Here is a 22,659-nt window from a genome sequence, read left to right as displayed (position 1 = left end):
GACGCCATGCAAGCCCCCGCCCCCACTCTCTCGGTCAAGCAAGTCCTGTTCTGCGGGGCGATGATCGTCACGCTCTCCATGGGCATCCGCCACGGCTTCGGGCTGTGGCTGCAGCCCATCACGCAGGCCCAGGACTGGAACCGCCAGACCTTCTCGTTCGCGCTGGCCATCCAGAACCTGTCGTGGGGCATCTTCGGCGTGTTCGCGGGCATGCTGGCCGACCGCTTCGGCGCGTTCCGGGTGCTGATCGGCGGCGCGGTGCTCTATGCGCTGGGCCTGTTCGGCATGGCGCATTCGCCGACGCCGCTGCTGTTCACGCTGAGCGCGGGCGTGCTCATCGGCGCGGCGCAGGCGGGCTCGACCTACGCGGTGATCTACGGCGTGATCGGGCGGCAGATTCCGGCCGAGCGGCGCTCCTGGGCCATGGGCGTGGCGGCGGCGGCCGGCTCGTTCGGGCAGTTCCTGATGGCGCCCATCGAGGGGCAGCTCATCGGCCACCTGGGCTGGCAGACGGCGCTGGCGGTGGTGGCGGTGCTGGTGCTGGTCATCGTCCCGCTGGCCTTCGGCCTGCGCGAACCGAAGACGGCGGCGCTGGCCGGGCACCGCGAGCAGTCGGTGCTGCAGGCCGTGGGCGAGGCCTTTCGCTACCCGAGCTTCGGGCTGCTGATGGCGGGCTACTTCGTGTGCGGCTTCCAGCTGGCGTTCATCGGCATCCACATGCCGACCTACCTGCGCGACCGCGCGCTGCCGGCCGAGGTGGCGGGCTACGCGCTGGCGCTGATCGGGCTGTTCAACGTGTTCGGCACGTACACGGTGGGGCTGCTGGGGCAGAAGCTGGCCAAGCGCAAGATATTGGCAGCCATCTACCTCGCGCGGGCGGTGTCGATCGCGCTGTTCCTGATGGCGCCGATCTCCCCGGCCAGCGTGTACGTGTTCTCGGCGGCCATGGGCTTCCTGTGGCTGTCGACGGTGCCCGCGACCAACGCCATCGTGGCGGGCATCTTCGGCGTGGCCCATCTTTCGATGCTGAGCGGCTTCGTGTTCCTCAGCCACCAGGTGGGCTCGTTCCTGGGCGTGTGGCTGGGCGGCTACCTGTACGACACCACGGGCAGCTACGACGTGGTCTGGTACATCGCCATCGCGCTGGGCGTGTTCGCCGCGCTGATCAACCTGCCGGTGAAGGAAAACGCCATTGCGCGCGCTCCCCAGCCGGTGGGCGCCGCGGGCTGACTTGCGTATAAAGACAGGCCATGACACCGCAACAGCGCCAACACCTCGTCCACGCCGGCTGGCTCGCCGCGGCGCTGGCGGTGCTGGGCGGGGTGTTCGCCATGTACGTGCACCCGGCTTTCCTGGTGACGCTGGTCGACCAGATCTGGTCGTGCTTTTGAACTTCTTGCCCCTGAAGACCTGTCCATGAAAGATGCAGCGCCGGTGCACGGCATGTCGCACCCTGCCCCGGCTTTCCCGGCTTCCCCACCTTCGGACTGGGTCGTGCGCTGGTCCCACCTGCTGGCCGCCGATGCCACTGTGCTCGACGTGGCCTGCGGCGCCGGCCGGCACATGCAATGGTTTGCCGGGCGTGGCCATGCGGTGACGGGCGTGGACCGCTCACCGGAGGCCATCGCGGCGGCCGGGGCCTTCGGGCGCACCGTGGTGGCGGACATCGAAGCGGGTCCCTGGCCCTTCGCCGGCCAGGTTTTCGGCGCGGTGGTCGTCACCAACTACCTCTGGCGCGCGCGCATGGCCGACATCGTGGCGGCCGTGGCCCCGGGCGGCGTGCTGCTCTACGAGACCTTCGCCGCGGGCAACGAGACGGTCGGCAAGCCGTCTCGCGCCGACTTCCTGCTGCAGCCGGGCGAGTTGCTGGCGGCCTGCGCGGGCCTGCGCGTGGTGGCCTACGAAGACGGTTTCGTGCAGGAGCCGGCGCGCTTCGTGCAGCGCATCGCCGCCGTGCGCCCGGCCGCGCCCGCCGCCGGCGAGCCCGAGCGCCACCTCCTTAAGGGAAACTGAGGGGGCCGGGGCCACTGCCTGCCGGGGCGCCGGAGTAAGTAGAATCGGCGCTTTCGTCCACCGACAAAGAGATTCCCCTTGGAGCAACTGACAGGCAGCATCGTCGCGCTCGTCACGCCGATGCACGACGACGGCAGTGTCGACTACCCCGCCCTGCGGCGGCTCATCGACTGGCACATCGAAGAAGGCACCGACTGCCTCGGCGTGGTCGGGACCACCGGCGAATCGCCGACGGTCGATGTCGAAGAGCACTGCGAAATCATCCGCGTATCCGTCGAGCAAGCCAAGGGCCGCGTGCCCGTCATGGCCGGCTGCGGCGCCAATTCGACCAAGGAAGCCATCGAGCTCGCCAAGTTCGCCAAGGGCGTGGGCGCCGATTCGCAGCTGCAGGTCGTGCCCTACTACAACAAGCCGACGCAAGAAGGCCAGTACCAGCATTTCAAGGCCATCGCCGAGGCCGTGGGCGACCTGCCCATCGTGCTGTACAACGTGCCCGGCCGCACCGTGGCCGATATGGCGCACGACACCGTGCTGCGTCTCACGCAGGTGCCCGGCATCATCGGCATCAAGGAAGCCACCGGCAACATCGAACGCGCCCAGTGGCTCATTCGCGACGTGCCGAAGAACTTCGCCGTGTACTCCGGCGACGACCCGACCGCGGTCGCGCTCATGCTCTGCGGCGGCCAGGGCAACATCAGCGTCACGGCCAACATCGCGCCGCGCAAGATGCACGAACTGTGCGTCGCCGCGCTGGCCGGCGACGTCAAGCGGGCCATGGAAATCCAGTTCGAGCTCATGCCGCTGCACCGCAACCTGTTCGTCGAACCCAACCCGATTCCGCTGAAGTGGGCCATGGCCCGGCTCGGCCTGTGCGGTGGCGCCCTGCGCCTGCCGCTCACCGAGCTCGGCGAAGCCAGCCGTCCGGCAGTCGAGGGCGCCCTGCGCGCCACCGGCCTGCTCAAGGGCTGAGCGCGCTGAACGCTCCTGCCGCGCACCTTCCGGAACAGCCTTTTCCCTGGCCGCAACAAGGTTAAGCAACCTTTTGCCGGAAGCGTGCTCAGAGATGGCGGGCACTGCGGCCCATAGACAGACGACAGACCGAACCATTCCAACAAGGAAGAAGACGTTGAAGAACCTTTCGCGACTTGCACTGCTGGCCCTCGTTGCCAGCCTCGCCGCCTGCTCCGTTCTCGAGAGCGACAAGATCGACTACAAGAGCGCAGGCAAGGCCCCAACGCTCGAAGTCCCACCCGACCTGTCCCAGCTCTCGCGCGACAACCGCTATGCACTGCCAGGCGGCGCCGTGACGGCCAATGCTTATCAAGCCGGCATCGCCAACGCACCGGGCGTCCCCACTGCGGTGAGCGCCCTGGGCGACGTGCGCATGGAGCGCGCGGGCACGCAGCGCTGGATCGTCGTCAACCGCACGCCCGACCAGCTCTGGGACCCGGTGAAAGACTTCTGGCAGGAAAGCGGCTTCCTGCTGACCACCGACCAGCGCAACCTGGGCATCATGGAAACCGACTGGGCCGAGAACCGCGCCAAGCTGCCGCAGGACATCATCCGCGGCACGCTGGGCAAGCTGGTCGACTCGGTCTACTCGACCGGCGAACTCGACCGCTTCCGCACCCGCCTGGAACGCACGCCCACCGGCACCGAGATCTTCATCAGCCACCGCGGCATGCAAGAGGTCTACAACAACTCGCGCCAGGACCAGACCGTGTGGCAGCCGCGCCCGAGCGACCCTGAACTCGAGACCGAATTTCTGCGCCGCCTGATGGTCAAGCTCGGCGTCTCGCAAGAGCAGTCGAAGATCCTGGCCGCCACCACGGCACCGACCAAGACCGCCACCATCGCCAAGATCGGCAGCCAGCCGGTCGTGCAGATCAGCGAAGGTTTCGACCGCGCATGGCGCCGCGTCGGCCTGGCGCTCGACCGCACCGGCTTCACCGTGGAAGACCGCGATCGCAGCGCCGGCCTGTACTACGTGCGCTACGTGACGCCCGATCCGGACAAGAAGGAACCCGGCTTCTTCGGCAAGCTGTTCAGCGGCTCGAAGAAGGACGAGGCACCGATCAAGTTCCGCATCTCGGTGAAGAGCCAGGGCGAAGCCACCACGGTGTCGGTGCTCAACGAAGCCGGCGCGCCCGAAAGCTCGGCCAACGCAGAGCGCATCGTCAAGGTCATCGCCGACGACCTGAAGTAACCCGCATGCTCCGCTTCCGAAGTCTCGGCAGCGGCAGCACGGGCAACGCCGCGCTGGTCGAATCGACCAGCGCCGGCCGCACCTCCCGCCTCCTGGTCGACTGCGGCTTCGGCATCAAGCAGCTCGACCTGCGGCTCGCACAAGCGGGCCTCGTCGCCGGCGACATCGATGCGGTCTTCGTGACCCACGAGCATGGCGACCACATCGGCTGTGCCCACACGCTGTCGCGGCGCAACCGCATTCCCGTCTGGATGAGCGAAGGCACGTGGCTCGCTACGGGCGCTCGCGATTTCGAAGGCCGCCTGAACCTGGCGCGCGACGACGCGGCGTTCTCGGTCGGCGACATCGGCGTGCAGCCCTTCACCGTGCCGCACGACGCGCGCGAACCGCTGCAACTGCGCTGCACCGACGGCAACCGCACGCTCGGCGTGCTCACCGACCTGGGGCATGCCACGGCGCACGTGCTGGCCCGGCTGAGCGGCGTGCATGCGCTGCTGCTGGAGTTCAACCACGACGCAGACTTGCTCGCCAACTCGGCCTACCCGTCGTTCCTGAAGCACCGCGTGGGCGGCAACTACGGGCACCTGTCGAACACGGCCGCGGCGGACATCGCGCGTGCCGTGCTGCACGACGGCCTGCGCCACGTGGTCGCGGCGCACCTGAGCGAGCAGAACAACCGGCCCGACATCGTGCGCCGCTTGATGGCCGATGCACTGGGCGGCGACGAGGCCGAGATGCTCACCGCGACGGCCTCCGAGGGCTCGCCCTGGCTCGACGTGTGAGCTGAACTTTTCACGAACAAAAAAGCCGCCCTGGGGCGGCTTTTTTATTGGCGAATGCCGGGCAGCTGTTACTGCTTGGGCGCTTCGTTCTTCTTTGCGGCTTCGGTCGCGGCGTTGGCGGCGTCGAGTGCCGACGAAGCACCCGGGGCCGGCGTGGCGGCGCCCGAATCTGTAGAGGGTGTGGAGGCCGGTGCGGCAGGCGCCGGTGCGGGTTCGGTCACAGGCGCAGGAGGCGGCGTCACAACCGCCGGCGCGGCGTCCTCCTTCTTTCCGCAAGCGACGAGCGCGGCAGCGGCAATCAGCGAGGCAACCAGGACGGACGTTGACTTCTTCATGGAATCTCCTTTGGCAAAGAATGTCTGGAACGAAAAAATTCTAGACCTGCATCCCTGCCCGAATATGTCTCGCGCCCGGATTCGCGGCATTGGCTTACAAGCCGAGCGTCGATGCCGCAAAGGCCGGTCGCGCAAGGCGCCAGCACTCGTCGATGGACTCGCGCAATGCACGGCGCGATGCTGCGTCGGTGCCGCACACGCCCCGGCTGCGCTCGGGGTCGATGCGGTGCATGAACCACGTGGGCGTCCAGATGGCGCTGGGCACCTCGGCGCCACCGGTCTTGCCGATTGCGCGGCATTCGATGATGTGGTCCCACATGCGCCGCCACGGCACGAAGCGCGCATGCGCGCGCTCCAGCACGTCGTAGCGCCGGGCCAGCAACACCAGCCGCCGGCCGCTCGCGGACCATGCCTGCAGTGCCTCGATGCTCGCGCGTTCGCCCAGCGGCCAGTCCGCGAAATCGGGGTCGCTGAAGACGATTTCTTTCCAGCCTTGCTGCGCCGCGGAAGACAGGGCGCCGCGCAGCATGGTGTCGAAGGCCGCGCGGCCGTCGAAACGGCCCTCGGTCAGCAGCGTGTGTTGCTCCTGCGGATGTTGCTCACTCGGCATGAAGCCAACCTGACTCGCACCACTCGTCGAGCAGCGCCAGCGCGCCTTCGCTGGCGCGGGCCAGTTCGCGCGGCCCGAGCGCGCGCTGGTCGGCCAGCCGGCGCATCAGCGTGGCATCGGCACCGCCCGCGCGAAAGCTCTCGCCGTTGATGAAGATGTGACGCGTGTCGTAGAGCATGCGCGTGCGGCGGTCGAGCGCCACGCGTTGCGCCGCGTCGGGCAGCTCGCCGCCCTCGTCGAACCACACGTTGGCCTTGGGCTCGGTGAGCGATTCGCCGAGCGCGCGGTCGATGGCGTCGGGGTCGCGCAGCGCGGCCTCGACGGCCTTGCGCGCGAAGGCCTGCAAGGCGGCGGGCATCTGGCCCGGCGATGCCACGGCGGATTGCGAGGGGTCGCGGTAGCGCGCCATTTCTGCCGGGCCGGCGTCTTCGAGGTCTTCGGAATAGGCCTGCGCCATGCGCGCCAGCAGGTCGGCGCCCATCTCGCCCACGGCGGAAGACCTCAGGCCGATGGAGCAGGTCATGCAGTCGTCGCCCACGGCCACGCCGTCGTGGGCGTACTTGGGCGGCAGGTAGAGCATGTCGCCGGGCTCGAGCACGAAGGTCTGCTCGGGCTCGAAGTTCTGCAGGATCTTGAGCGGCACGCCGGGCTGCAGGCTCAGGTCGCCCTGCTTGGCGATGGACCACTTGCGGCGTCCCTGCGCCTGCAGCAGGAACACGTCGTAACTGTCGAAATGCGCGCCGACGCCGCCGGTGTCGCTCGCGTAGCTGATCATCAGGTCGTCCAGCCGCGCGTCGGGCAGGAATCGAAACTGCCGCAACAGTTCGTGCACGCCCTCGTGGTGCAGGTCGACGCCCTGCACCAGCAGCGTCCATGCGGGTTGCTTCAGCGGCGGCAAGGCGCGGCGGGCCAGCGGCCCGTGCTTGAGCGACCAGCCGGACTTGCCATGCCGGATAAGGCGCGACTCCACGCCTTCACGCTCCGCCAACGCAAACAGCGCATTGCGCTCGATCGGTGGCACCATGGCGGGTATCGCCTGGCGAACGAGCAAGGGCTTTTTCTGCCAATACCGCCGCATGAACTGCGCGGCACTCAGGCCGCCGAGCAACGGCAGCGGTTGTGTAATCTCCATGGGAGAATTCTGCAATGGAAATCTCTGAACAATGCGTGGTCGGCTTGACCTGGACGATGAAAGACACGCTCGGCGACGTGCTGGACGTGCTCGATGAACCGGTCGAATTCCTGGTGGGTGGCGACGACCTCTTCGACGTGATCGAAGCGGCCCTTCAAGGCCATGAGCCGGGCGCCCGGGTGCAGTTGCAGGTCGAACCCGAGCAGGGCTTCGGCGACTTCAACGACCAGTTGCTGTTTCTCGAACCCCGTTCGCTCTTCCCTGCCGATACGGAAGAAGGCATGACCTTCGACGGTTCCGCCCTGCCCAAGGGCGTGAGCGACACCATTCCCAAGGACACGATCTATACCGTGGCCGAAATCTATCCCGACCACCTGGTGCTCGACGGTAACCATCCGCTGGCGGGCATCGCGATCCGGCTCGACATCGTGGTGCGTTCGGTGCGCGAAGCCACCGAAGAAGAAATCGGTCGCGGCTCGGCAGGCACGGGCTTCTTCAAGGTGGCGCCGATGGCGCCGGGCAACCAGACGCTGCACTGAGAAGGCTGTTTACAAATGAAAAAGCCGGGCAGTGCCCGGCTTTTTTTCGTCCAGAAGAACGGCGCGACTACATGCGCGAGATCTGGCCGTTGTCGATGCGCACACGGTCGCCGATGCGCAGGTCGCCGGGGCTCTGCACGTCGAACGCGCGGTAGCCGCCGCGGTCGGTCTGCACCGACACGCGATAGGTTTCATAGGCACGCGGACCGTTCTGCTGTGCCTCGATGGTGTTGCCCAGCAGGGCACCGCCCACGATGCCCAGCGCGGTGGCTGCGGCGCGGCCGTTGCCACGGCCGAACTGATTGCCCACCACCCCACCGATGACACCGCCGGCGACAGCGCCGCCGCCGGAAGTGCCGGTGCCGGCGGTTTCGCTGCGCAGCACCTCGATGTTGGCGACATGGCCGTACTCGACGTAAGAAGCTTCCTGGTACTGGATGGCGCGCGGCGGCGCCTGGTACGGGTAGCGCGAGGTCTGGTAGACCGGCGCGGGCGCCACGCAGGCCGTGAGCGTGGCCACGGCCAGCACGGAAGCGGTGACGGAAACGAAGCGCATTGAAATCTTCATGTTGAGAGGCTCCTCGAATAGAACGGCGCACAAAGGGTGCGCCTGCGTGTGACTAACGCCGCAGCCCCTGCCGCGATGACGCAAAACACACACTGAAACCTTCGAGGCGAACGAGGCGCCGGCAGTTCCGTTCCAGCACCGTCTTTACCGCTCGGAAACTCAGGTGCCCTTAAGAATCGGGGCGCCCGCCAGTGCAGAAGGGGCTCAGTGCTTGCCCGTGGAGCCGTAGCCGCCCTCGCCGCGTTGCGTGGGCGCAAATTCTGTGACCACCCGAAACTGCGCCTGCACCACCGGCACGATCACCAGTTGCGCCAGCCGCTCCATGGGCTCGAGCACGAAGGGGGTGTCGCTGCGGTTCCAGGCGCTGATCTTCAGCTCGCCCTGGTAGTCGCTGTCGATCAGGCCCACCAGATTGCCCAGCACGATGCCGTGCTTGTGGCCCAGGCCCGAGCGCGGAAGGATCAGCGCGGCGTAGGCAGGGTCGGCCAGGTGAATCGAAATGCCGGTGCCCACCAGCTGCCAGCCGTTGGGCGCCAGCGTGATCGGTGCGTCGAGGCAGGCCCGCAGGTCGAGGCCGGCGCTTCCGGGGGTGGCATACGCGGGCAATTGATCCACCATGCGCGGATCGAGGATACGGACGTCGACTTTCACTTACTTGCTGCCTTGTTTGTGTTGCTGTTCTCTTTGCTTGCGGGCCGCGTCCTCGAGCACCTGCTGCCACTTGGCAACGCCCGGGGTGAGCTTGAAGCCCTTCAACTTGCGCCCGAACCAGACCGCCGCGCCCAGCAGGACGACCAGCGCGCCGAACGGCACGCCGGCGGCCCACAGCACCAGGAAAACCAGCGCGCCGACCACGCCCAGCACCTTGAGCGTCGCGGGGTCGAACGAGCCCGGGGGCGTCTTGGTCACTTCGCCGGTCGATGCCTCGTTGCGCTGCTGCATGGCGGCCGTGACGGGGCCGGAGGGTTGGTTGGGCAAGGTCGTGATGCCGACGTCGAGCCCGGGCTCGCCCTCCTTGGCCGCGCGCTTGGGGAGCAGGGCCTGCGCCGACAGCCGCTCGACATAGCGGGCGAAGTCGCCGTTGGGCGGAGTGTTCCATTGCGGATTCAGGTTCATCAGACCCTCCAGTCGGAAAGACGTGCGGCAATTTCGGTCATCAGTTCGCGCGCCAGCGTGAGCTTGGGCGCGCGGGGCAGCTCGCGCACGCCGTTGGTGTCCACCAGCAGCAACGCGTTGTCGTCCTGCCCGAAAGTCAGCGGGCCGATGTTGCCGACCAGCAGCGGAATGCCCTTGCGCTCGCGCTTGGCCTTGGCGTGCTCGGCGAGGTTCTCGCTCTCGGCGGCAAAACCCACGCAGAAGAGCTTTTTCGACTGGGCCCGCTCGCTCTTGGCCACGGTGAGCAGGATGTCGGCGTTCTCGACGAACTCGAGCACCGGCGTCTTGCCGCTGCCGTCTTTCTTGATCTTCTGGTCGCTGTGCGTGGCTGGGCGCCAGTCGGCCACGGCGGCGGTGGCTACAAAAATGCTAGCAAACTGCGCGGCTCGGGTGGTCGCCTCGAGCATCTCCCGCGCAGACAGCACGTCCACGCGGGTGACGCCGCGCGGGGTCGGCAGGTGCACCGGGCCGGCCACCAGCGTGACCTCGGCACCCGCCTCGCGCGCCGCGCGGGCAATGGCGAAACCCATCTTGCCGGACGAATGGTTGGTGATGCCGCGAATCGGGTCGAGCGCCTCGAAGGTCGGGCCCGCGGTGACCAGCACCTTCTGCCCCGCCAGCAGCTTGGGGCTGAAGAAGGCGGTGATGTCCTCCAGCAGCTGCGCCGGCTCGAGCATGCGGCCGTCGCCGGTCTCGCCGCAGGCCTGCCAGCCGCTGCCCACGCCCAGCACGGTGGCGCCGTCGGCGGCCACCTGCATCAGGTTGCGCTGGGTGGCGGGGTGCGCCCACATCTCGCGGTTCATGGCCGGGGCGATGAGCAGCGGAATGCGCTCCATGGGGCGGGCCAGGCACATCAGGCTCAGCAGGTCGTCGGAGCGGCCCTGCACCAGGCGCGCGATGAAATCGGCGCTGCAGGGCGCCAGCACGATCGCATCGGCCTCGCGGCTCAGGTTGATGTGCGGCATGTTGTTGGGCTCGCGTGTGTCCCACTGCGAGGTGTACACGGTGCGCCCCGAGAGCGCCTGCATGGTCACGGGGGTGATGAACTGCTCCGCCGCCTCGGTCATGACCACCTGAACGGTGGCGCCCGCCTTCACGAACAGCCGGCACAGCTCGGCCGACTTGTAGCAGGCGATGCCCCCCGTGAGGCCCAGGACAATGTGTTTTCCGGCGAAATCTTGCATGGCCCGTATTGTTGCTCATAGGCCATCGAGCCTCGGCCAACAAGCCCTTGGGTCGAAGTGTCGCCAAGGCCACATCTATAATCGCAATTTCCCACTGCCCGGATTCACAGCGTCCGGAACTGGCATGACCAAATTTGTCTTCGTCACCGGTGGTGTCGTCTCTTCCCTTGGCAAGGGAATCGCCTCCGCCTCGCTCGCCGCGATCCTCGAATCGCGCGGCCTCCAAGTCACCCTCATCAAGCTCGATCCGTACATCAATGTCGACCCCGGCACGATGTCGCCCTTCCAGCATGGCGAGGTGTTCGTCACCGACGACGGCGCCGAGACCGACCTCGACCTCGGCCACTACGAGCGCTTCATCAACACGCGCATGCGCAAGGCCAACAACTTCACGACCGGCCAGATCTACAAGACCGTGCTCGAGAAGGAGCGCCGCGGCGACTACCTCGGCAAGACCGTCCAGGTGATTCCGCACATCACCAACGAAATCCAGGAATACATCAAGCGCGGCGCCGGCATCGGCACCTCGCACGAGGTGGACGTGGCCATCGTCGAAATCGGCGGCACCGTGGGCGACATCGAGTCGCTGCCCTTCCTGGAAGCCGTGCGCCAGATGAGCCTGCGCAACGGCCCGAACAATTCGGCCTTCGTGCACCTGAGCTACGTGCCCTGGATCGCCGCCGCCGGCGAGCTCAAGACCAAGCCCACGCAGCACACCGCCAAGGAGCTGCGCGCCATCGGCATCCAGGCCGACGTGCTCCTGTGCCGCGCCGACCGCCCGATTCCTGACGACGAGCGCGCCAAGATCTCGCTGTTCTCCAACGTGCCCGAATGGGGCGTCATCTCGATGTGGGACGTGGACACCATCTACAAGGTGCCCCGCATGCTGCACGAGCAAGGCCTGGACGGCCTGATCTGCGACAAGCTGCGCATCAACACCCCGCCCGCCAAGCTGCAGCGCTGGGACGACCTGGTTTACGAGGTCGAGCATCCGCAAAAGGAAGTGTCGATTGCCATGGTCGGCAAGTACGTCGACCTGTCGGACAGCTACAAGTCGCTGAACGAAGCCCTGCGCCACGCCGGCATGAAGAACCATGCGCGCGTGAAAATCGACTACATCGACTCCGAGACCATCAACGCGCAGGACGTCTCCCGCCTGGCCAAGTACGACGCCATCCTGGTGCCCGGCGGCTTCGGCCAGCGCGGTGTCGAAGGCAAGATCTCGGCGGCACGCTTCGCCCGCGAAGGCAAGGTCCCCTACCTGGGCATCTGCCTGGGCATGCAGGTGGCCACCATCGAATACGCCCGCCACGTGGCCGGCCTGAAGAACGCCAACAGCACCGAGTTCGACCCCGAGACGCCCACCCCCGTGATCGCGCTGATCACCGAGTGGAAGGACGCCGACGGCACCGTGAAGACGCGCGACGAAAAGTCCGACCTCGGCGGCACCATGCGCCTGGGCGCGCAGAGCTCCGACGTCTCGCCCGGCACGCTGGCCCACAGCATCTACGGCGACGTGGTCACCGAGCGCCATCGCCATCGCTACGAAGCCAACGTGAACTACCTCGACCAGCTGCGCAACGCCGGCCTGGTGATCTCCGCGCTCACGCAGCGCGAGCACCTGACCGAAATCGTCGAGCTGCCGCAGGACGTGCATCCCTGGTTCATGGGCGTGCAGTTCCACCCCGAGTTCAAGTCGACCCCCTGGGGCGGCCACCCGCTGTTCAACGCCTTCATCAAGGCCGCGCTGGACCACAAGGAAAAGGGCACGGGCAGCACCAAGGCATTGAAGGCGGTGGCATGAGCGCCGCGCCGGGCCGCCCCAAGCAAGCTCGCACCGCGGTGCGCAGCACGGAGATCGTCCGATGAGCAGCGGCTACGTCATCGCCCACGTCGAGGTGACCAACCCGACGCAGTACGAGGAATACAAGAAGTGGTCGAGCGTTGCCATGCAGGCGCACGGCGCCGAAGTGTGCGTGCGCGGCGGCCAGGTGCAGCCGCTGGAAGGCACCTGGCAGCCCACGCGCGTGGTGGTGCTCAAGTTCGCCAGCTTCGAGCAAGCCAAGGCTTTCTATGAAACCCCCGAGTACCTCAAGGCACGCGAGGCGCGTGCCGGCGCCGCGATCATGAACATGATCGCCGTCGAAGGCGTCTGAGCCTTCCACCCATTCATTTATTCGCCCAAAGAGAACCGAAAGAGAAAGACAAAAGATGAGTGCAATCGTTGACATCGTCGGCCGCGAAATTCTCGACAGCCGAGGCAACCCCACCGTCGAATGCGACGTGCTGCTCGAATCAGGCACCATGGGCCGCGCGGCCGTGCCTTCGGGCGCGTCGACCGGCTCGCGCGAAGCCATCGAGCTGCGCGACGGCGACAAGAGCCGCTACCTCGGCAAGGGCGTGCTGAAGGCCGTGGAGAACATCAACACCGAGATCTCGGAAGCCGTGCTGGGCCTGGACGCCAGCGAACAGGCTTTCCTCGATCGCACGATGATCGACCTGGACGGCACCGACAACAAGGCCCGCCTGGGCGCCAACGCCACGCTGGCCGTGTCGATGGCCGTGGCCCGCGCCGCGGCCGAAGAGTCGGGCCTGCCGCTGTACCGCTACTTCGGCGGCATGGGTGGCATGCAGCTGCCGGTGCCGATGATGAACGTCATCAACGGCGGCGCGCACGCCAACAACAGCCTGGACCTGCAGGAATTCATGATCATCCCCGTGGGCGCCAAGAGCTTCCGCGAGGCCGTGCGCTACGGCGCCGAGGTGTTCCACGCGCTGAAGAAGATCCTGGGCGACCGCGGCATCAGCACGGCGGTGGGCGACGAAGGCGGCTTCGCTCCCAGCGTGGAAAGCCACGAAGCGGCCATCCAGCTGATCCTGGAAGCCATCGACAAGGCCGGCTACACGGCGGGCGAGCAGATCGCCCTGGGCCTCGATTGCGCGGCCAGCGAGTTCTACAAGGACGGCAACTACGTGCTGTCGGGCGAGAACCTCACGCTGTCGGCCGGCAACTGGGCCGACATGCTGGCGACCTGGGTCGACAAGTATCCGATCATCAGCATCGAAGACGGCATGCACGAAGGCGATTGGGACGGCTGGAAGCTGCTCACCGACCGCCTTGGCAAGCGCGTGCAGCTGGTGGGCGACGACCTGTTCGTCACCAACACCAAGATCCTGCAAGAAGGCATCGACAAGGGCATTGCCAACTCGATCCTGATCAAGATCAACCAGATCGGCACGCTCACCGAAACCTTCGCCGCCATCGAGATGGCCAAGCGCGCTGGCTACACCGCCGTCATTTCGCACCGTTCGGGCGAAACCGAGGACAGCACCATCGCCGACATCGCCGTGGGCACCAACGCCGGCCAGATCAAGACCGGCTCGCTGTCGCGTTCGGACCGCATCGCCAAGTACAACCAGCTGCTGCGCATCGAAGAAGACCTGGGCGACATCGCCGTGTACCCCGGCCGCGGCGCGTTCTACAACCTGAAGTAACGCCAGGACGCCACGCGCATGCGCGCCCGCCTCGTTCCACCGATCATCCTGCTGCTCCTGCTGGCCGTCCTGCAGTGGCAGTTGTGGAACGGGCGCGGCAGCGTGCGCGACGTGGCGCAGTTGCGCACCAAGCTGGCCGACGGCAAGGAGGCCAACGCCAAGGCCGCGCTGAACAACGAGCGCCTGACCTCCGAGGTGAACGACCTGAAGGACGGCCTCGAGATGGTCGAGGAACGCGCGCGCGCGGAACTCGGCATGGTCAAGCCGAACGAAGTGTTCGTACAGATCGCACACTGACCCTTCACTTTTTCGCCCGCTGATGACCGAGCTTCTCTCGGCCCCCGCATTCCTGCTGTGGGGCTCTCCTGTCAGCTGGCTCGAATTCGTCGCCGCCCTGCTGGCACTTGCCATGGTCGGCTGCAACATGCGCGAGATCCACTGGGGCTGGCCGCTGGCCATCGTCAGCTCGCTGCTCTACGTGGCCGTGTTCGCCAAGGCGCGCATCTACGGCGACGCCTCGCTCCAGGTGTTTTTCGCTTTCGTCGCCCTGTGGGGCTGGGCGCAATGGCTGCGCGGCCACCGTGCCGACGGCAGCGCGCTGCAGGTGAGCCGGCTGTCGCCGCGCGGCGTCGCGCTCACGCTGGCCGCCTGCGCGTTCGCATGGCCGGCCGTCGCCCTGTTCCTGCGCCGCTTCACCGACACCGACGTGCCCTGGTGGGACGGCTTCGCCACCGGCCTGAGCCTGGTCGGGCAGTTCCTGCTCGGGCGCAAGTTCATCGAGAACTGGCTGGTCTGGCTGGCGGTGAACGTGGTCAGCGTGGGCCTGTTCATCCACAAGGGCCTGTGGCTCACCGTGGGGCTGTACGCGGTGTTCGCGGTGCTGAGCGTGGCCGGCTACCTGGCGTGGCGGCAGCGCCTGCCGGGCGCGACTGCCAAGGCGGCCAAGGCGGTGGCCGCATGACGCCCAGCCTGCCGACCGGTTGCGTCATCGCGCTCGTGGGCGCCGAGAGCACCGGCAAGACCGAGCTCGCGCGCGCCATCGCGCAGCGGCTGCAAGACCGCGGCACGCCGACCACGCTGGTCACCGAATACCTGCGCGAATGGTGCGAGCGCGAAGGCCGCACGCCGCGCCCCGACGAGCAGCAGGCCATCGCCGACGCGCAGACCCGCCGCATCGACACCGCCGCAGCCACCGGCGTGGTGGTGGCCGACACCACCGCCCTGATGACCGCGGTCTACAGCGAGCAGCTGTTCGCCGACACCACGCTGTACGACGGCGCCCTTGCCGCGCAACGGCGCTGCGCCATCACGCTGCTCACCGCGCTCGACCTGCCCTGGGTGGCCGACGACATGCGCGACGGCCCGCATGCGCGCCAACCCACCGACACGCTGCTGCGCGCCGCGCTCGCGGGCGCGAAGCTGTCGTACACCGTGGTGCATGGCAGCGGCGGCGAGCGGCTGGCCAACGCGTGGAACGCCATCAACTCCATCGCAGGCAATGAAGGCCGCGCCCGCACCTCGAGGGCATCGGGCACGCGCAACCGGCTCGGGGTCAAGCCCGCCTCGTGGTCATGGCCTTGCGAGAAGTGCTCCGACCCGGAATGCGAACATAAGCTCTTCAGCGACCTGATGGCGCGCCGCGACTAGCCCCCACGCCATCGCGCCATCGCGCCAGGTCGCGTCCCCGCCCCTTTCACCGGAGACCCGATGCACCTTTCTACCGCCGCTTTCGCCGCCCTGCTGCTGGCCTCGGCCCATGCCATGGCGGCCCCCGTTGCCGCCACCGTGGAAAACGGCACCACCACCACCGCCTGCGCGGAAGAAGACAACGTTTCGCTCACCCTGCGCGGCGACGGCATCCGCCATATGCGCATCGAGGCGCTGCAGCCCGACTACCTCGACAAGATCGGCAACGACGTGACCGCGCCCGACTTCTCGGGCTGCAACTTCGACGGCGGCGCGCACCCCACCGACCCGGCCCACCGCTTCAAGAAGCGCACCGTGGTGCTGATGGACAACGCCCAGTGGCGCATCGTCGGCATGACGCTGCCTACCTTCTGGCGCGCGCAGCGCGTGCCGGTGCAGGTCGGCACGCGCAAGGACAGCGGCTTTCACCTGCTGCAGGTGTTCAAGAAGGAAAACGGCAAGGCGCTCGAGGCCATCGTGCTGTATCCGTCGGACGGCTACTGGCGGCTCAAGCCGCTGCCGGACCCGCGCTTCGGCGACGGCGTGTACGGCTCGTCGTTCCTGCTCGGGCCGGTGCAGGCGACCGCGCGGCCGGTGGTGAACATCGCGTCGATCCGCATCGTGCCCAGGCCGCTGGCGATCCACGTGCGCTTCACCGACGGCGGCAGCGCCGTGGCGCGTGTCGATGAAATCAGCCGCACCCGCACCGCGCTCGACGTGACGCTTTCCAGGCCCACCGCCAGCGCGCAGCCCTTCGCGGTGCTGCGCTCGATGTACGTGACGCCCGACAACGCCGACGTGAGCGAGGTGCGCTGGCAGGCGTCGCCTCAAGCCGCCCAGCAGGTGCTGCCGTTGCCCGAGGTGAAGACCTTGCAGGCCGCGCAGGTGCGCTTCGGGCGCAGCCTGCCGTCTAAGCACAACACCAGCGCGCCGGACATCGCGTTCAGCGGATTCGACGACGCCGCCCGCTGAGCTGAAAGCCCGACGGCCCCGGCGACCTACTGAACGATCGGGCTGCCCGGAATCTGGTCCGTCGGCGGCCTGAAGATCTGCGCGGCGTCGACCGCGTCGAAGCGGTACTGCTTGCCGCAGAAGTCGCAGCCCACCTCGATGTCGCCGCGCTCGGCGAGGATGCTCTCGGCCTCCTCCTGGCCCAGCCCGCGAATCATCTGCGCCACGCGCTCGCGACCGCAGGTGCACGCGAAGTGCGGGCCCAGCGGGCCGGCCTGGGGTTCGAAGCGCAGCAGCTTCTCTTCCCAGAACAGGCGGCGCAGGATGGTCTCGATGTCCAGCGTCAGCAGTTCGTCGCGCGTCAGGCTCGACGCGAGGATGGAGATGCGGTTGTAGTCCTCGTTCAGGCCGATCTGGTCCTCGTTGGCCTGGTCGCGGTCCTTCTCCGATGTGCCTTCGAGGTTGCCCTCGCCCTTCACCGGCAGCCGCTGGATCAGCAGGCCGGCGGCCACCTTGTCGTCGGCCGCGAGCACCAGCGTGGTGTCGAGCTGCTCGCTTTGCAGCATGTAGTGCTGCAGCACCTCGCTGAGCTTGCCCAGCTTTTCGCCGTCGTCGCCGAAGAGCGGCACCACGCCCTGGTATGGCGTGGCACCGGGCATCTTGTCCTTCGGGTCGAGCGTGATCGCGCAGCGGCCCTTGTTGTTCACGTTGACCATGTCGGGCAGGCGCGCGTCGGCCGGCAGGTCGCCAATGACCTTGGCGGTGGCACGCAGGCTCAGGTCGGGCTTGGCCTCGGCCACGGCCACCTTCACCGGGCCGTCGCCGAAGATCTGCAGGATCAACGCGCCGTTGAACTTGATGTTCGACTGCATCAGCGTGGCCGCGGCCGTCATCTCGCCGAGCAGTTCGGCCACCGGCGGCGGGTACGGGCCGGTGGCGGTATTGGAGGCGCGCCGCGCAAGAATCTCCTGCCACGCATCCGTCAGGCGCACGATCATGCCGCGCACCGGCAGGCCATCGAACAGGAATTTGTGCAGCTCGCTCAAAACGTTTTCTTTCTGTGTGTGCCTGCGCCCGCGAGGGTCAGGCGATTTTTCTCAGGCCCTTCGCAAAGCGATGGGCGTTCTCGACGTAGTGCTCCGCGCTCTGGCGCAAGCGGGCGGCCGCTGCGTCGTCGAGGGTGCGCACCACCTTGGCCGGCGAGCCGATGATGAGGGAATTGTCCGGAAACTCCTTGCCCTCGGTCACGACGCTGCCGGCGCCAACGATCGAATTGCGGCCGATCTTCGCGTTATTCAAGATCACGGCCTGGATGCCGATCAACGAGTTGTCGCCCACGGTGCAGCCATGCAGCATCACCTGGTGGCCCACGGTGACGTTGTCACCGATGGTCAGCGGGCAGCCGACGTCGGCGTGCAGCACCGACAGGTCCTGGATGTTGCTGTTGCGCCCGATGGTGAGCGTCTCGGTGTCGCCGCGCAGCACGGCGCCGAACCACACGCTCGCGTTCTCCGCCAGCTTGACGTTGCCCATCACCTGCGCGCTGTCGGCCACCCATGCACCTTCGCCCAGCTGCGGGGCCACACCGTCGAGTTCGTAGAGCGCCATTGTTTTTGTCTCCGGAAATGTCAAAGAAGGTCAAAACTAGAATTGTAGGGATGCACCCCCGATTGAGCGCGCTCGCCGCGCTGCGCCTGACAGACCCCGACGAGAAGGTGGCCGCCACCCGCGCCGCCGCTGCGCTGGTCGCTACCGATTTCATAGCAGCAACCACCCTTCGCACGCCCGATGACGACACCGGCGTGCCCGGCCGCCCCGAAAAGCCGGTGCGCGTGGCCGCCACCGCGGTGCAAAAACGCTCGCCTTTCACGCCCGAGGGCCGGGCCGCGCTGATCCATTCGATCTGCCACATCGAGTTCAACGCCATCAACCTCGCGCTCGACGCGGTGTGGCGCTACGACGGCATGCCCGAGGCCTACTACCGCGACTGGCTGCGCGTGGCCGACGAAGAGGCGCTGCACTTCACGCTGCTGCACACCCACCTGCAGGGCATGGGCTACCGCTACGGCGACTTCCCCGGCCACGACGGCCTGTGGAACATGTGCGAGAAAACGAAGGATGACGTGCTCGCGCGCATGGCGCTGGTGCCGCGCACGCTGGAGGCGCGCGGGCTCGACGCTACGCCGCTCATCCAGGCCAAGCTCAAGCGCGTGAACACGCCCGATGCGCTGCGCGCGGTCGAGATCCTGGACATCATCCTGCGCGACGAGGTGGGCCATGTGGCCATCGGCAACCACTGGTACCGATGGCTGTGCGACGGCGCCGGGCTCGATGCCGAGGCGACCTACCCCGCGCTGGTGGCACGCTACGACGCGCCGCGGCACAAGCCGCCGTTCAACTTCGAGGCGCGCGGGCGCGCCGGCTTCAGCGCCGAGGAGCTGCGCCAGCTCGCGGCCACGCAGGCCAGCCGGGACTGAAGCCGGAGGCCGGCGCGTCGCCTATGCCGGACGCGCGTGCACCACCAGCTTCGGCGTGAAGTGCTGCAGCACCTCGCCGCGCTGGTTGAGCGTCTGGCAGCGCATCGTGACCATCGCGCGGCCGGGCTTGGAGCGCGAGGGCACGATGTCGGTCACCTCGCCCACCACATGCAGCACGTCACCGGGGCGCGTCGGCTGCGGCCACTGCAGCTCGCCGCCCGAGCCGATGATGCCGTCGGCCAGCGGCACGCCGCTCTCGACCAGCAGCTTCATCGTGAGCGCCGCCGTGTGCCAGCCGCTCGCGGCGAGCCCGCCGAAGAAGGTCTTCTTCGCGGCCTCTTCGTCGGTGTGAAAAGGCTGCGGGTCGAACTGCTGCGCAAAGGCCTTGATCTGCGCCACGTCGAGCGCGTGCTCGGCGCTTTCGAAACGGTCGCCGACCTTCAGGTCTTCGAGGTACAGCTTGCTCATGGAGGTCTCCTGGTTGTGACGGGCGTCATTCTCATGCGGTCCAGCGTTCAGGCACCCAGACACTCAAACACGCTCAAGGATGGTCGCGATGCCCTGCCCGCCGCCGATGCACTGCGTGGCCAGCGCATAGCGCCCGCCTTCGCGCGCCAGCAGTGACGCCGCCTTGCCCGTGATGCGCGCGCCGGTCGCCCCCAGCGGATGGCCGATGGCCAGGCCGCCGCCGTCGAGGTTGACCTTGGCGGGGTCCAGCCCCAGGTCGCGGACGCAGGCCAGCGCCTGCGAGGAGAAGGCCTCGTTGATCTCGATCACGTCGAGGTCGGCCGCGCTCAGGCCGGCACGCGCCAGCGCCTTGCGGGTGGCGGGAATCGGGCCGATGCCCATGATGGCCGGGTCCACGCCCACGGTCGCGAACGACCTGATGCGCGCGAGCGCCTTCAGTCCGTGCTTCGCGGCGAACGCGTCGCTGGTGACCAGCACCACGGCGGCGCCGTCGGTCAGCGGCGACGAGGTGCCGGCCGTGACCACGCCGTCGGGACGGAACGCGGGCTTCAGGTTGGCCAGCGCCTCGGCCGACGTGGTCGGGCGGATGCAGCCGTCGGCATCGACGATGTCGCCCGAGGCCAGGCGCACCGGCACGATCTCGCCGGCCAGCCGCCCCTGCGCGCGCGCCTCGGCCGCCTTGCGGTGCGATTCGACGGCCAGCGCTTCCTGGTCGGCGCGGCTCACGTTCCAGCGCTGCGCGACGTTCTCGGCGGTTTCGCCCATCGAGATGTAGGCGTCGGTGCTCTCCTTCAGCTCCGGGTTCGGAGAAAAGTTGAAGCCGCCCTGCGGCACCATCGACATCGATTCCACGCCCACGCACAAAAAGGCCTCGCCCATGCCGGCCTCGATCTGCGCGGCGGCGATGTGCACGGCCTGCATCGACGAGCCGCAGAAGCGGTTCACCGTCATGCCGCCCACTTCATGCGGCAACCCGGCCAGCAGCCCGACGATGCGCGCGAGGTTGTTGCCCTGCGAGGCTTCGGGGTACGCGCAGCCGAGGATGATGTCTTCGAGCAGCGCGGGGTCGAGGTCGGTGCGCTGCAGCAGGCCGCGCATCACGCCGGCGGCGAGCGTGTCGGGCCGCACTTCGGCCAGGGCGCCTTTCTTCGCGAAGTGGAAAGGAGAACGGGCGTAGGCGGAAATGACGGCTTTCATGGGGATGCTCCAGGTGAGTCATGCCTACCATCCAATCGGTAGGCTTAGAGGTCAAAAAATAGGCACGCCGAAGCATGCCTGCGGCAGCCAGGCGGTCAGCCGGGCAATGAACTCCTGAGTTGCGCGATGGCTTCGTCGAAATCTTCCACGCGCCCGGTCATGCGCGCCGACAGCAGCGCGCCCTGGCAGACCGAGAACACATAGGCCGCGAGCGAAGCGACCGAGGTGCGCTTGGTATTGGGGGCTTTGTCTGCCTTGGTGGTTTTGGCAGCTTGGTCGGCTTTGTCGCGCGTGCCCTGTTCGGACGCCAGCGCTCCCAGCACGCCGGTGAGCCACGTCACCTGGGTGTTGCGCAGTTCTTGCACGGCCAGCCGAAGCTCGTCGTTGATCACGCCCCAGCCCGGCGCCAGCGCGCCCGCGGGGCACACGGCGGAGCCGGCCCGCAGCGTGTTGCGGTACATGCGGAAATACGATTCGAGCGCGTCCCTGGGCTCGCGTGCGCGCGCGGCGTCCCAGTCCTTGAAGCCCTGCGTGGCCGCGCGGATCACGGCGATGCCCAGCGCTTCCTTGGTCGCGAAGTGGTGGTACAGGCTGGCCTTGCGCACGCCCACGGCGTCGGCCACGTCCTGGAAGCTGAAGCCCAGGTAGGAGCGCGTTTCGATGAAGCCGCGCGCCACCGCGAGGATCTGCTCGCGGGTACTGCCGGCGGCAAGCGCGGCGGGGGCTGCTGTAGCGGCTGTGGCGGCGTTGGTCATCTACCTACTATAAGGTAGGGAAAATGCCAACGCAAGCCACGCGGTCACTCCGGCGCCAGCCGCGCGGACGGCGGCAGATCGTCTCAGTCGGCCTTGATGTTCGCCGACTTGATGATGCGGCCGTTGCTCTCGTACTCGCTGGCGATTTCCTTCGCGAAGGCTTCCGCGGTGCCGCCGGTCGGCACGTTGTCGGTGGCCGTGAGCTTGGCGCGCAGCTCGGGGCTGGCCAGCGCTTTGTTGATCTCGGCGTTGTACCTCGCCAGCAGCGCGCTCGGCGTGGCGGCCGGCGCGAACACGCCGAACACCGAGTTGATGTTGGCCGCCTTGTAGCCCAGCTCGCCCAGCGTGGGCACCTTGGGCAGGCTGTCGAGCCGCGCCGGTGCGCCCACGGCCAGCGGGCGCAGCTTGCCCGACTGGATGTGCGACGACAGCGTCGGGCTCGCGTTGGTCGACAGGATTTCGAACTGCCCGCCGATCGCGTCGTTCAGCTGCTGGCCGCCGCCCTTGTACGGCACGTGCGTGATGTCCACGCCCGCTGCCGCATGCAGCTGCTCCAGCACGATGTGGCCCAGCGAGGCCGGCCCCGACGTCGCCCAGCGCACCGCGCCCGGGTGCGCCTTGGCGTCGTCGATCAGCGCCTTGAAGTCCTTCGCCTTGCTGGCCGGCGTGGCGATCAGCAGCACCGGCGAATACATCACGCTGGCCACCGGCGCCACGTCCTTCAGCGGATCGAAGGCCAGCTTGCCCAGGTGCGGGCTCAGCACCAGCGGGCTGATGGCCGAGAAGCCCAGCGTGGCGCCGTCGGGCGCGGCCTTGGCCACGGCGTCCATGCCGATGGCGCCGCTGGCGCCGGCGCGGTTGTCCACGATCACCGTGGTGCCCATCTGCGCGGCCAGCCGGTCGCCCAGGGCGCGCGCGACCACGTCGCTGACGCCGCCGGCCGGGTACGCGACGATCAGCCGCACGGTCTTGGGAACCGCCTGCGCGTGGGCTTGGGTGTGCGCGCCGGACGCCGCGCAGAGCGCGGCGGCAGCCAGGAGTCGGGTCGCCGTGCGGCGCGAGTGCTTCGAAGAGGCCAGGAAATTCATGTCGTTCGGTTACGTGGT

At 67.8% G+C, this 22,659-nt stretch carries 28 protein-coding genes; 15 read left to right on the top strand and 13 right to left on the bottom strand.

The genetic code is table 11. From position 1 onward, the window contains the following. The first annotated feature begins 6 nt into the window (after positions 1-6). The 6 genes from QTI51_RS05435 (at position 7) to QTI51_RS05410 (ending at position 5,001) form a co-directional block, all read left to right on the top strand. The gene (locus QTI51_RS05435; RefSeq protein WP_116908628.1) at positions 7-1,230 is read left to right on the top strand and encodes an MFS transporter; all 1,224 of its coding nucleotides are present in this window, start codon (positions 7-9) and stop codon (positions 1,228-1,230) included. Positions 1,231-1,250: 20 nt separating this feature from the next. After that, positions 1,251-1,391 (top strand): hypothetical protein, encoded by a 141-nt coding sequence (locus tag QTI51_RS05430; RefSeq protein ID WP_165840294.1) that lies wholly within the window; start codon positions 1,251-1,253, stop codon positions 1,389-1,391. A 25-nt stretch (positions 1,392-1,416) separates the two neighbouring features. Then, the gene (locus tag QTI51_RS05425) at positions 1,417-2,013 is read left to right on the top strand and encodes a class I SAM-dependent methyltransferase (RefSeq protein WP_207786658.1); all 597 of its coding nucleotides are present in this window, start codon (positions 1,417-1,419) and stop codon (positions 2,011-2,013) included. A gap of 78 nt (positions 2,014-2,091) precedes the next feature. Next, positions 2,092-2,982 carry a 4-hydroxy-tetrahydrodipicolinate synthase gene (gene dapA / locus QTI51_RS05420; RefSeq protein WP_116908627.1) on the top strand — a complete coding sequence of 297 codons (891 nt, stop codon included), beginning with the start codon at positions 2,092-2,094 and terminating at the stop codon, positions 2,980-2,982. 157 nt (positions 2,983-3,139) lie between these two features. Further along, complete coding sequence (bamC, locus tag QTI51_RS05415) at positions 3,140-4,219, top strand: NlpB/DapX family lipoprotein (RefSeq protein WP_116908626.1); 1,080 nt, start codon at positions 3,140-3,142, stop codon at positions 4,217-4,219. Positions 4,220-4,224: 5 nt separating this feature from the next. Then, the gene (locus QTI51_RS05410) at positions 4,225-5,001 is read left to right on the top strand and encodes an MBL fold metallo-hydrolase (RefSeq protein WP_116908625.1); all 777 of its coding nucleotides are present in this window, start codon (positions 4,225-4,227) and stop codon (positions 4,999-5,001) included. Between the two features lie 68 nt (positions 5,002-5,069). Here the strand turns inward: QTI51_RS05410 and QTI51_RS05405 are convergent, their stop codons facing one another. The 3 genes from QTI51_RS05405 to QTI51_RS05395 form a co-directional block, all read right to left on the bottom strand. Continuing rightward, the gene (locus QTI51_RS05405) at positions 5,070-5,336 is read right to left on the bottom strand and encodes a hypothetical protein (protein ID WP_116908624.1); all 267 of its coding nucleotides are present in this window, start codon (positions 5,334-5,336) and stop codon (positions 5,070-5,072) included. Positions 5,337-5,430: 94 nt separating this feature from the next. Further along, the gene (locus tag QTI51_RS05400; RefSeq protein ID WP_116908623.1) at positions 5,431-5,946 is read right to left on the bottom strand and encodes a hypothetical protein; all 516 of its coding nucleotides are present in this window, start codon (positions 5,944-5,946) and stop codon (positions 5,431-5,433) included. Next, on the bottom strand, positions 5,936-7,078 hold the full coding sequence (locus QTI51_RS05395; RefSeq protein WP_116908622.1) for a JmjC domain-containing protein: 1,143 nt from the start codon (positions 7,076-7,078) through the stop codon (positions 5,936-5,938). Before QTI51_RS05395 ends, QTI51_RS05400 begins: the two co-directional genes overlap by 11 nt. A gap of 14 nt (positions 7,079-7,092) precedes the next feature. Between QTI51_RS05395 and QTI51_RS05390 the strand changes: the two genes are divergently transcribed. Then, a complete protein-coding gene (locus QTI51_RS05390) occupies positions 7,093-7,617 on the top strand; it encodes an FKBP-type peptidyl-prolyl cis-trans isomerase (protein ID WP_116908621.1) in 525 nt (174 codons plus the stop codon). Positions 7,618-7,684: 67 nt separating this feature from the next. On the opposite strand, the gene QTI51_RS05385 is transcribed toward QTI51_RS05390, so the two are convergent. The 4 genes from QTI51_RS05385 to coaBC form a co-directional block, all read right to left on the bottom strand. Next, positions 7,685-8,185, bottom strand: coding sequence for an outer membrane lipoprotein (locus QTI51_RS05385; protein WP_116908620.1), 501 nt, complete (start codon positions 8,183-8,185; stop codon positions 7,685-7,687). A gap of 204 nt (positions 8,186-8,389) precedes the next feature. Beyond that, positions 8,390-8,836 carry a dUTP diphosphatase gene (dut, locus tag QTI51_RS05380; RefSeq protein WP_116908619.1) on the bottom strand — a complete coding sequence of 149 codons (447 nt, stop codon included), beginning with the start codon at positions 8,834-8,836 and terminating at the stop codon, positions 8,390-8,392. Next, positions 8,837-9,301, bottom strand: a complete 465-nt coding sequence (locus tag QTI51_RS05375) for a hypothetical protein (RefSeq protein ID WP_286512497.1) — start codon at positions 9,299-9,301, stop codon at positions 8,837-8,839. Continuing rightward, positions 9,301-10,524 (bottom strand): bifunctional phosphopantothenoylcysteine decarboxylase/phosphopantothenate--cysteine ligase CoaBC, encoded by a 1,224-nt coding sequence (gene coaBC, locus QTI51_RS05370; RefSeq protein ID WP_116908618.1) that lies wholly within the window; start codon positions 10,522-10,524, stop codon positions 9,301-9,303. The genes QTI51_RS05375 and coaBC overlap by 1 nt, the downstream gene beginning before the upstream one ends. A gap of 124 nt (positions 10,525-10,648) precedes the next feature. Here coaBC and pyrG point away from each other — a divergent pair, with 124 nt between their 5' ends. The 7 genes from pyrG to QTI51_RS05335 all read left to right on the top strand — a co-directional run bounded on the left by pyrG (position 10,649) and on the right by QTI51_RS05335 (position 16,677). Further along, positions 10,649-12,328 carry a CTP synthase gene (gene pyrG / locus QTI51_RS05365; protein WP_116908617.1) on the top strand — a complete coding sequence of 560 codons (1,680 nt, stop codon included), beginning with the start codon at positions 10,649-10,651 and terminating at the stop codon, positions 12,326-12,328. Between the two features lie 61 nt (positions 12,329-12,389). Beyond that, the gene (locus QTI51_RS05360; protein ID WP_116908616.1) at positions 12,390-12,680 is read left to right on the top strand and encodes a DUF1330 domain-containing protein; all 291 of its coding nucleotides are present in this window, start codon (positions 12,390-12,392) and stop codon (positions 12,678-12,680) included. Positions 12,681-12,735: 55 nt separating this feature from the next. Then, positions 12,736-14,019, top strand: a complete 1,284-nt coding sequence (gene eno / locus QTI51_RS05355; protein ID WP_116908615.1) for a phosphopyruvate hydratase — start codon at positions 12,736-12,738, stop codon at positions 14,017-14,019. A gap of 18 nt (positions 14,020-14,037) precedes the next feature. Continuing rightward, positions 14,038-14,316: a septum formation initiator family protein gene (locus QTI51_RS05350; RefSeq protein ID WP_116908614.1), complete on the top strand. Its 279-nt coding sequence runs from the start codon at positions 14,038-14,040 to the stop codon at positions 14,314-14,316. A gap of 22 nt (positions 14,317-14,338) precedes the next feature. Then, positions 14,339-14,980 (top strand): nicotinamide riboside transporter PnuC, encoded by a 642-nt coding sequence (gene pnuC / locus QTI51_RS05345; RefSeq protein WP_116908613.1) that lies wholly within the window; start codon positions 14,339-14,341, stop codon positions 14,978-14,980. Then, complete coding sequence (locus tag QTI51_RS05340; RefSeq protein ID WP_116908612.1) at positions 14,977-15,666, top strand: AAA family ATPase; 690 nt, start codon at positions 14,977-14,979, stop codon at positions 15,664-15,666. Before pnuC ends, QTI51_RS05340 begins: the two co-directional genes overlap by 4 nt. A 60-nt stretch (positions 15,667-15,726) precedes the next feature. Then, the gene (locus tag QTI51_RS05335; protein WP_116908611.1) at positions 15,727-16,677 is read left to right on the top strand and encodes a hypothetical protein; all 951 of its coding nucleotides are present in this window, start codon (positions 15,727-15,729) and stop codon (positions 16,675-16,677) included. Positions 16,678-16,703: 26 nt separating this feature from the next. On the opposite strand, the gene hslO is transcribed toward QTI51_RS05335, so the two are convergent. After that, the gene (gene hslO / locus QTI51_RS05330; RefSeq protein ID WP_116908610.1) at positions 16,704-17,702 is read right to left on the bottom strand and encodes an Hsp33 family molecular chaperone HslO; all 999 of its coding nucleotides are present in this window, start codon (positions 17,700-17,702) and stop codon (positions 16,704-16,706) included. A 37-nt stretch (positions 17,703-17,739) separates the two neighbouring features. Then, positions 17,740-18,264 carry a gamma carbonic anhydrase family protein gene (locus QTI51_RS05325; protein WP_116908609.1) on the bottom strand — a complete coding sequence of 175 codons (525 nt, stop codon included), beginning with the start codon at positions 18,262-18,264 and terminating at the stop codon, positions 17,740-17,742. Positions 18,265-18,314: 50 nt separating this feature from the next. On the opposite strand from QTI51_RS05325, the gene QTI51_RS05320 reads away from it, so the two are divergent. Beyond that, positions 18,315-19,133 carry a ferritin-like domain-containing protein gene (locus tag QTI51_RS05320; RefSeq protein ID WP_116908608.1) on the top strand — a complete coding sequence of 273 codons (819 nt, stop codon included), beginning with the start codon at positions 18,315-18,317 and terminating at the stop codon, positions 19,131-19,133. 21 nt (positions 19,134-19,154) lie between these two features. On the opposite strand, the gene QTI51_RS05315 is transcribed toward QTI51_RS05320, so the two are convergent. The 4 genes from QTI51_RS05315 to QTI51_RS05300 form a co-directional block, all read right to left on the bottom strand. After that, positions 19,155-19,601 carry a MaoC family dehydratase gene (locus QTI51_RS05315; protein WP_116908607.1) on the bottom strand — a complete coding sequence of 149 codons (447 nt, stop codon included), beginning with the start codon at positions 19,599-19,601 and terminating at the stop codon, positions 19,155-19,157. 63 nt (positions 19,602-19,664) lie between these two features. Next, positions 19,665-20,798 (bottom strand): thiolase family protein, encoded by a 1,134-nt coding sequence (locus QTI51_RS05310; RefSeq protein WP_116908606.1) that lies wholly within the window; start codon positions 20,796-20,798, stop codon positions 19,665-19,667. A gap of 95 nt (positions 20,799-20,893) precedes the next feature. Beyond that, positions 20,894-21,553 (bottom strand): TetR/AcrR family transcriptional regulator, encoded by a 660-nt coding sequence (locus QTI51_RS05305; protein WP_116908605.1) that lies wholly within the window; start codon positions 21,551-21,553, stop codon positions 20,894-20,896. A gap of 83 nt (positions 21,554-21,636) precedes the next feature. Next, on the bottom strand, positions 21,637-22,641 hold the full coding sequence (locus tag QTI51_RS05300) for a Bug family tripartite tricarboxylate transporter substrate binding protein (protein ID WP_116908604.1): 1,005 nt from the start codon (positions 22,639-22,641) through the stop codon (positions 21,637-21,639). Positions 22,642-22,659: the final 18 nt, after the last annotated feature.

The organism is Variovorax sp. J22G73, from assembly GCF_030317035.1.
Taxonomy (GTDB): Bacteria; Pseudomonadota; Gammaproteobacteria; order Burkholderiales; family Burkholderiaceae_C; genus Variovorax.
The sequence above is the reverse complement of the archived record's forward strand: the minus strand, read 5'-3'. Positions and strand labels throughout refer to the sequence as shown.

Bases quoted from the DNA above. Each gene is read 5' to 3' on its own strand.
- QTI51_RS05435 (WP_116908628.1), top strand. From the start codon at position 7: ATGCAAGCCCCCGCCCCCACTCTCTCGGTCAAGCAAGTCCTGTTCTGC.
- QTI51_RS05430 (WP_165840294.1), top strand. From the start codon at position 1,251: ATGACACCGCAACAGCGCCAACACCTCGTCCACGCCGGCTGGCTCGCC.
- QTI51_RS05425 (WP_207786658.1), top strand. From the start codon at position 1,417: ATGAAAGATGCAGCGCCGGTGCACGGCATGTCGCACCCTGCCCCGGCT.
- QTI51_RS05410 (WP_116908625.1), top strand. From the start codon at position 4,225: ATGCTCCGCTTCCGAAGTCTCGGCAGCGGCAGCACGGGCAACGCCGCG.
- QTI51_RS05405 (WP_116908624.1), bottom strand. From the start codon at position 5,336: ATGAAGAAGTCAACGTCCGTCCTGGTTGCCTCGCTGATTGCCGCTGCC.
- QTI51_RS05400 (WP_116908623.1), bottom strand. From the start codon at position 5,946: ATGCCGAGTGAGCAACATCCGCAGGAGCAACACACGCTGCTGACCGAG.
- QTI51_RS05395 (WP_116908622.1), bottom strand. From the start codon at position 7,078: ATGGAGATTACACAACCGCTGCCGTTGCTCGGCGGCCTGAGTGCCGCG.
- QTI51_RS05390 (WP_116908621.1), top strand. From the start codon at position 7,093: ATGGAAATCTCTGAACAATGCGTGGTCGGCTTGACCTGGACGATGAAA.
- QTI51_RS05385 (WP_116908620.1), bottom strand. From the start codon at position 8,185: ATGAAGATTTCAATGCGCTTCGTTTCCGTCACCGCTTCCGTGCTGGCC.
- QTI51_RS05375 (WP_286512497.1), bottom strand. From the start codon at position 9,301: ATGAACCTGAATCCGCAATGGAACACTCCGCCCAACGGCGACTTCGCC.
- coaBC (WP_116908618.1), bottom strand. From the start codon at position 10,524: ATGCAAGATTTCGCCGGAAAACACATTGTCCTGGGCCTCACGGGGGGC.
- pyrG (WP_116908617.1), top strand. From the start codon at position 10,649: ATGACCAAATTTGTCTTCGTCACCGGTGGTGTCGTCTCTTCCCTTGGC.
- QTI51_RS05360 (WP_116908616.1), top strand. From the start codon at position 12,390: ATGAGCAGCGGCTACGTCATCGCCCACGTCGAGGTGACCAACCCGACG.
- eno (WP_116908615.1), top strand. From the start codon at position 12,736: ATGAGTGCAATCGTTGACATCGTCGGCCGCGAAATTCTCGACAGCCGA.
- QTI51_RS05350 (WP_116908614.1), top strand. From the start codon at position 14,038: ATGCGCGCCCGCCTCGTTCCACCGATCATCCTGCTGCTCCTGCTGGCC.
- pnuC (WP_116908613.1), top strand. From the start codon at position 14,339: ATGACCGAGCTTCTCTCGGCCCCCGCATTCCTGCTGTGGGGCTCTCCT.
- QTI51_RS05340 (WP_116908612.1), top strand. From the start codon at position 14,977: ATGACGCCCAGCCTGCCGACCGGTTGCGTCATCGCGCTCGTGGGCGCC.
- QTI51_RS05335 (WP_116908611.1), top strand. From the start codon at position 15,727: ATGCACCTTTCTACCGCCGCTTTCGCCGCCCTGCTGCTGGCCTCGGCC.
- QTI51_RS05325 (WP_116908609.1), bottom strand. From the start codon at position 18,264: ATGGCGCTCTACGAACTCGACGGTGTGGCCCCGCAGCTGGGCGAAGGT.
- QTI51_RS05320 (WP_116908608.1), top strand. From the start codon at position 18,315: ATGCACCCCCGATTGAGCGCGCTCGCCGCGCTGCGCCTGACAGACCCC.
- QTI51_RS05315 (WP_116908607.1), bottom strand. From the start codon at position 19,601: ATGAGCAAGCTGTACCTCGAAGACCTGAAGGTCGGCGACCGTTTCGAA.
- QTI51_RS05310 (WP_116908606.1), bottom strand. From the start codon at position 20,798: ATGAAAGCCGTCATTTCCGCCTACGCCCGTTCTCCTTTCCACTTCGCG.
- QTI51_RS05305 (WP_116908605.1), bottom strand. From the start codon at position 21,553: ATGACCAACGCCGCCACAGCCGCTACAGCAGCCCCCGCCGCGCTTGCC.
- QTI51_RS05300 (WP_116908604.1), bottom strand. From the start codon at position 22,641: ATGAATTTCCTGGCCTCTTCGAAGCACTCGCGCCGCACGGCGACCCGA.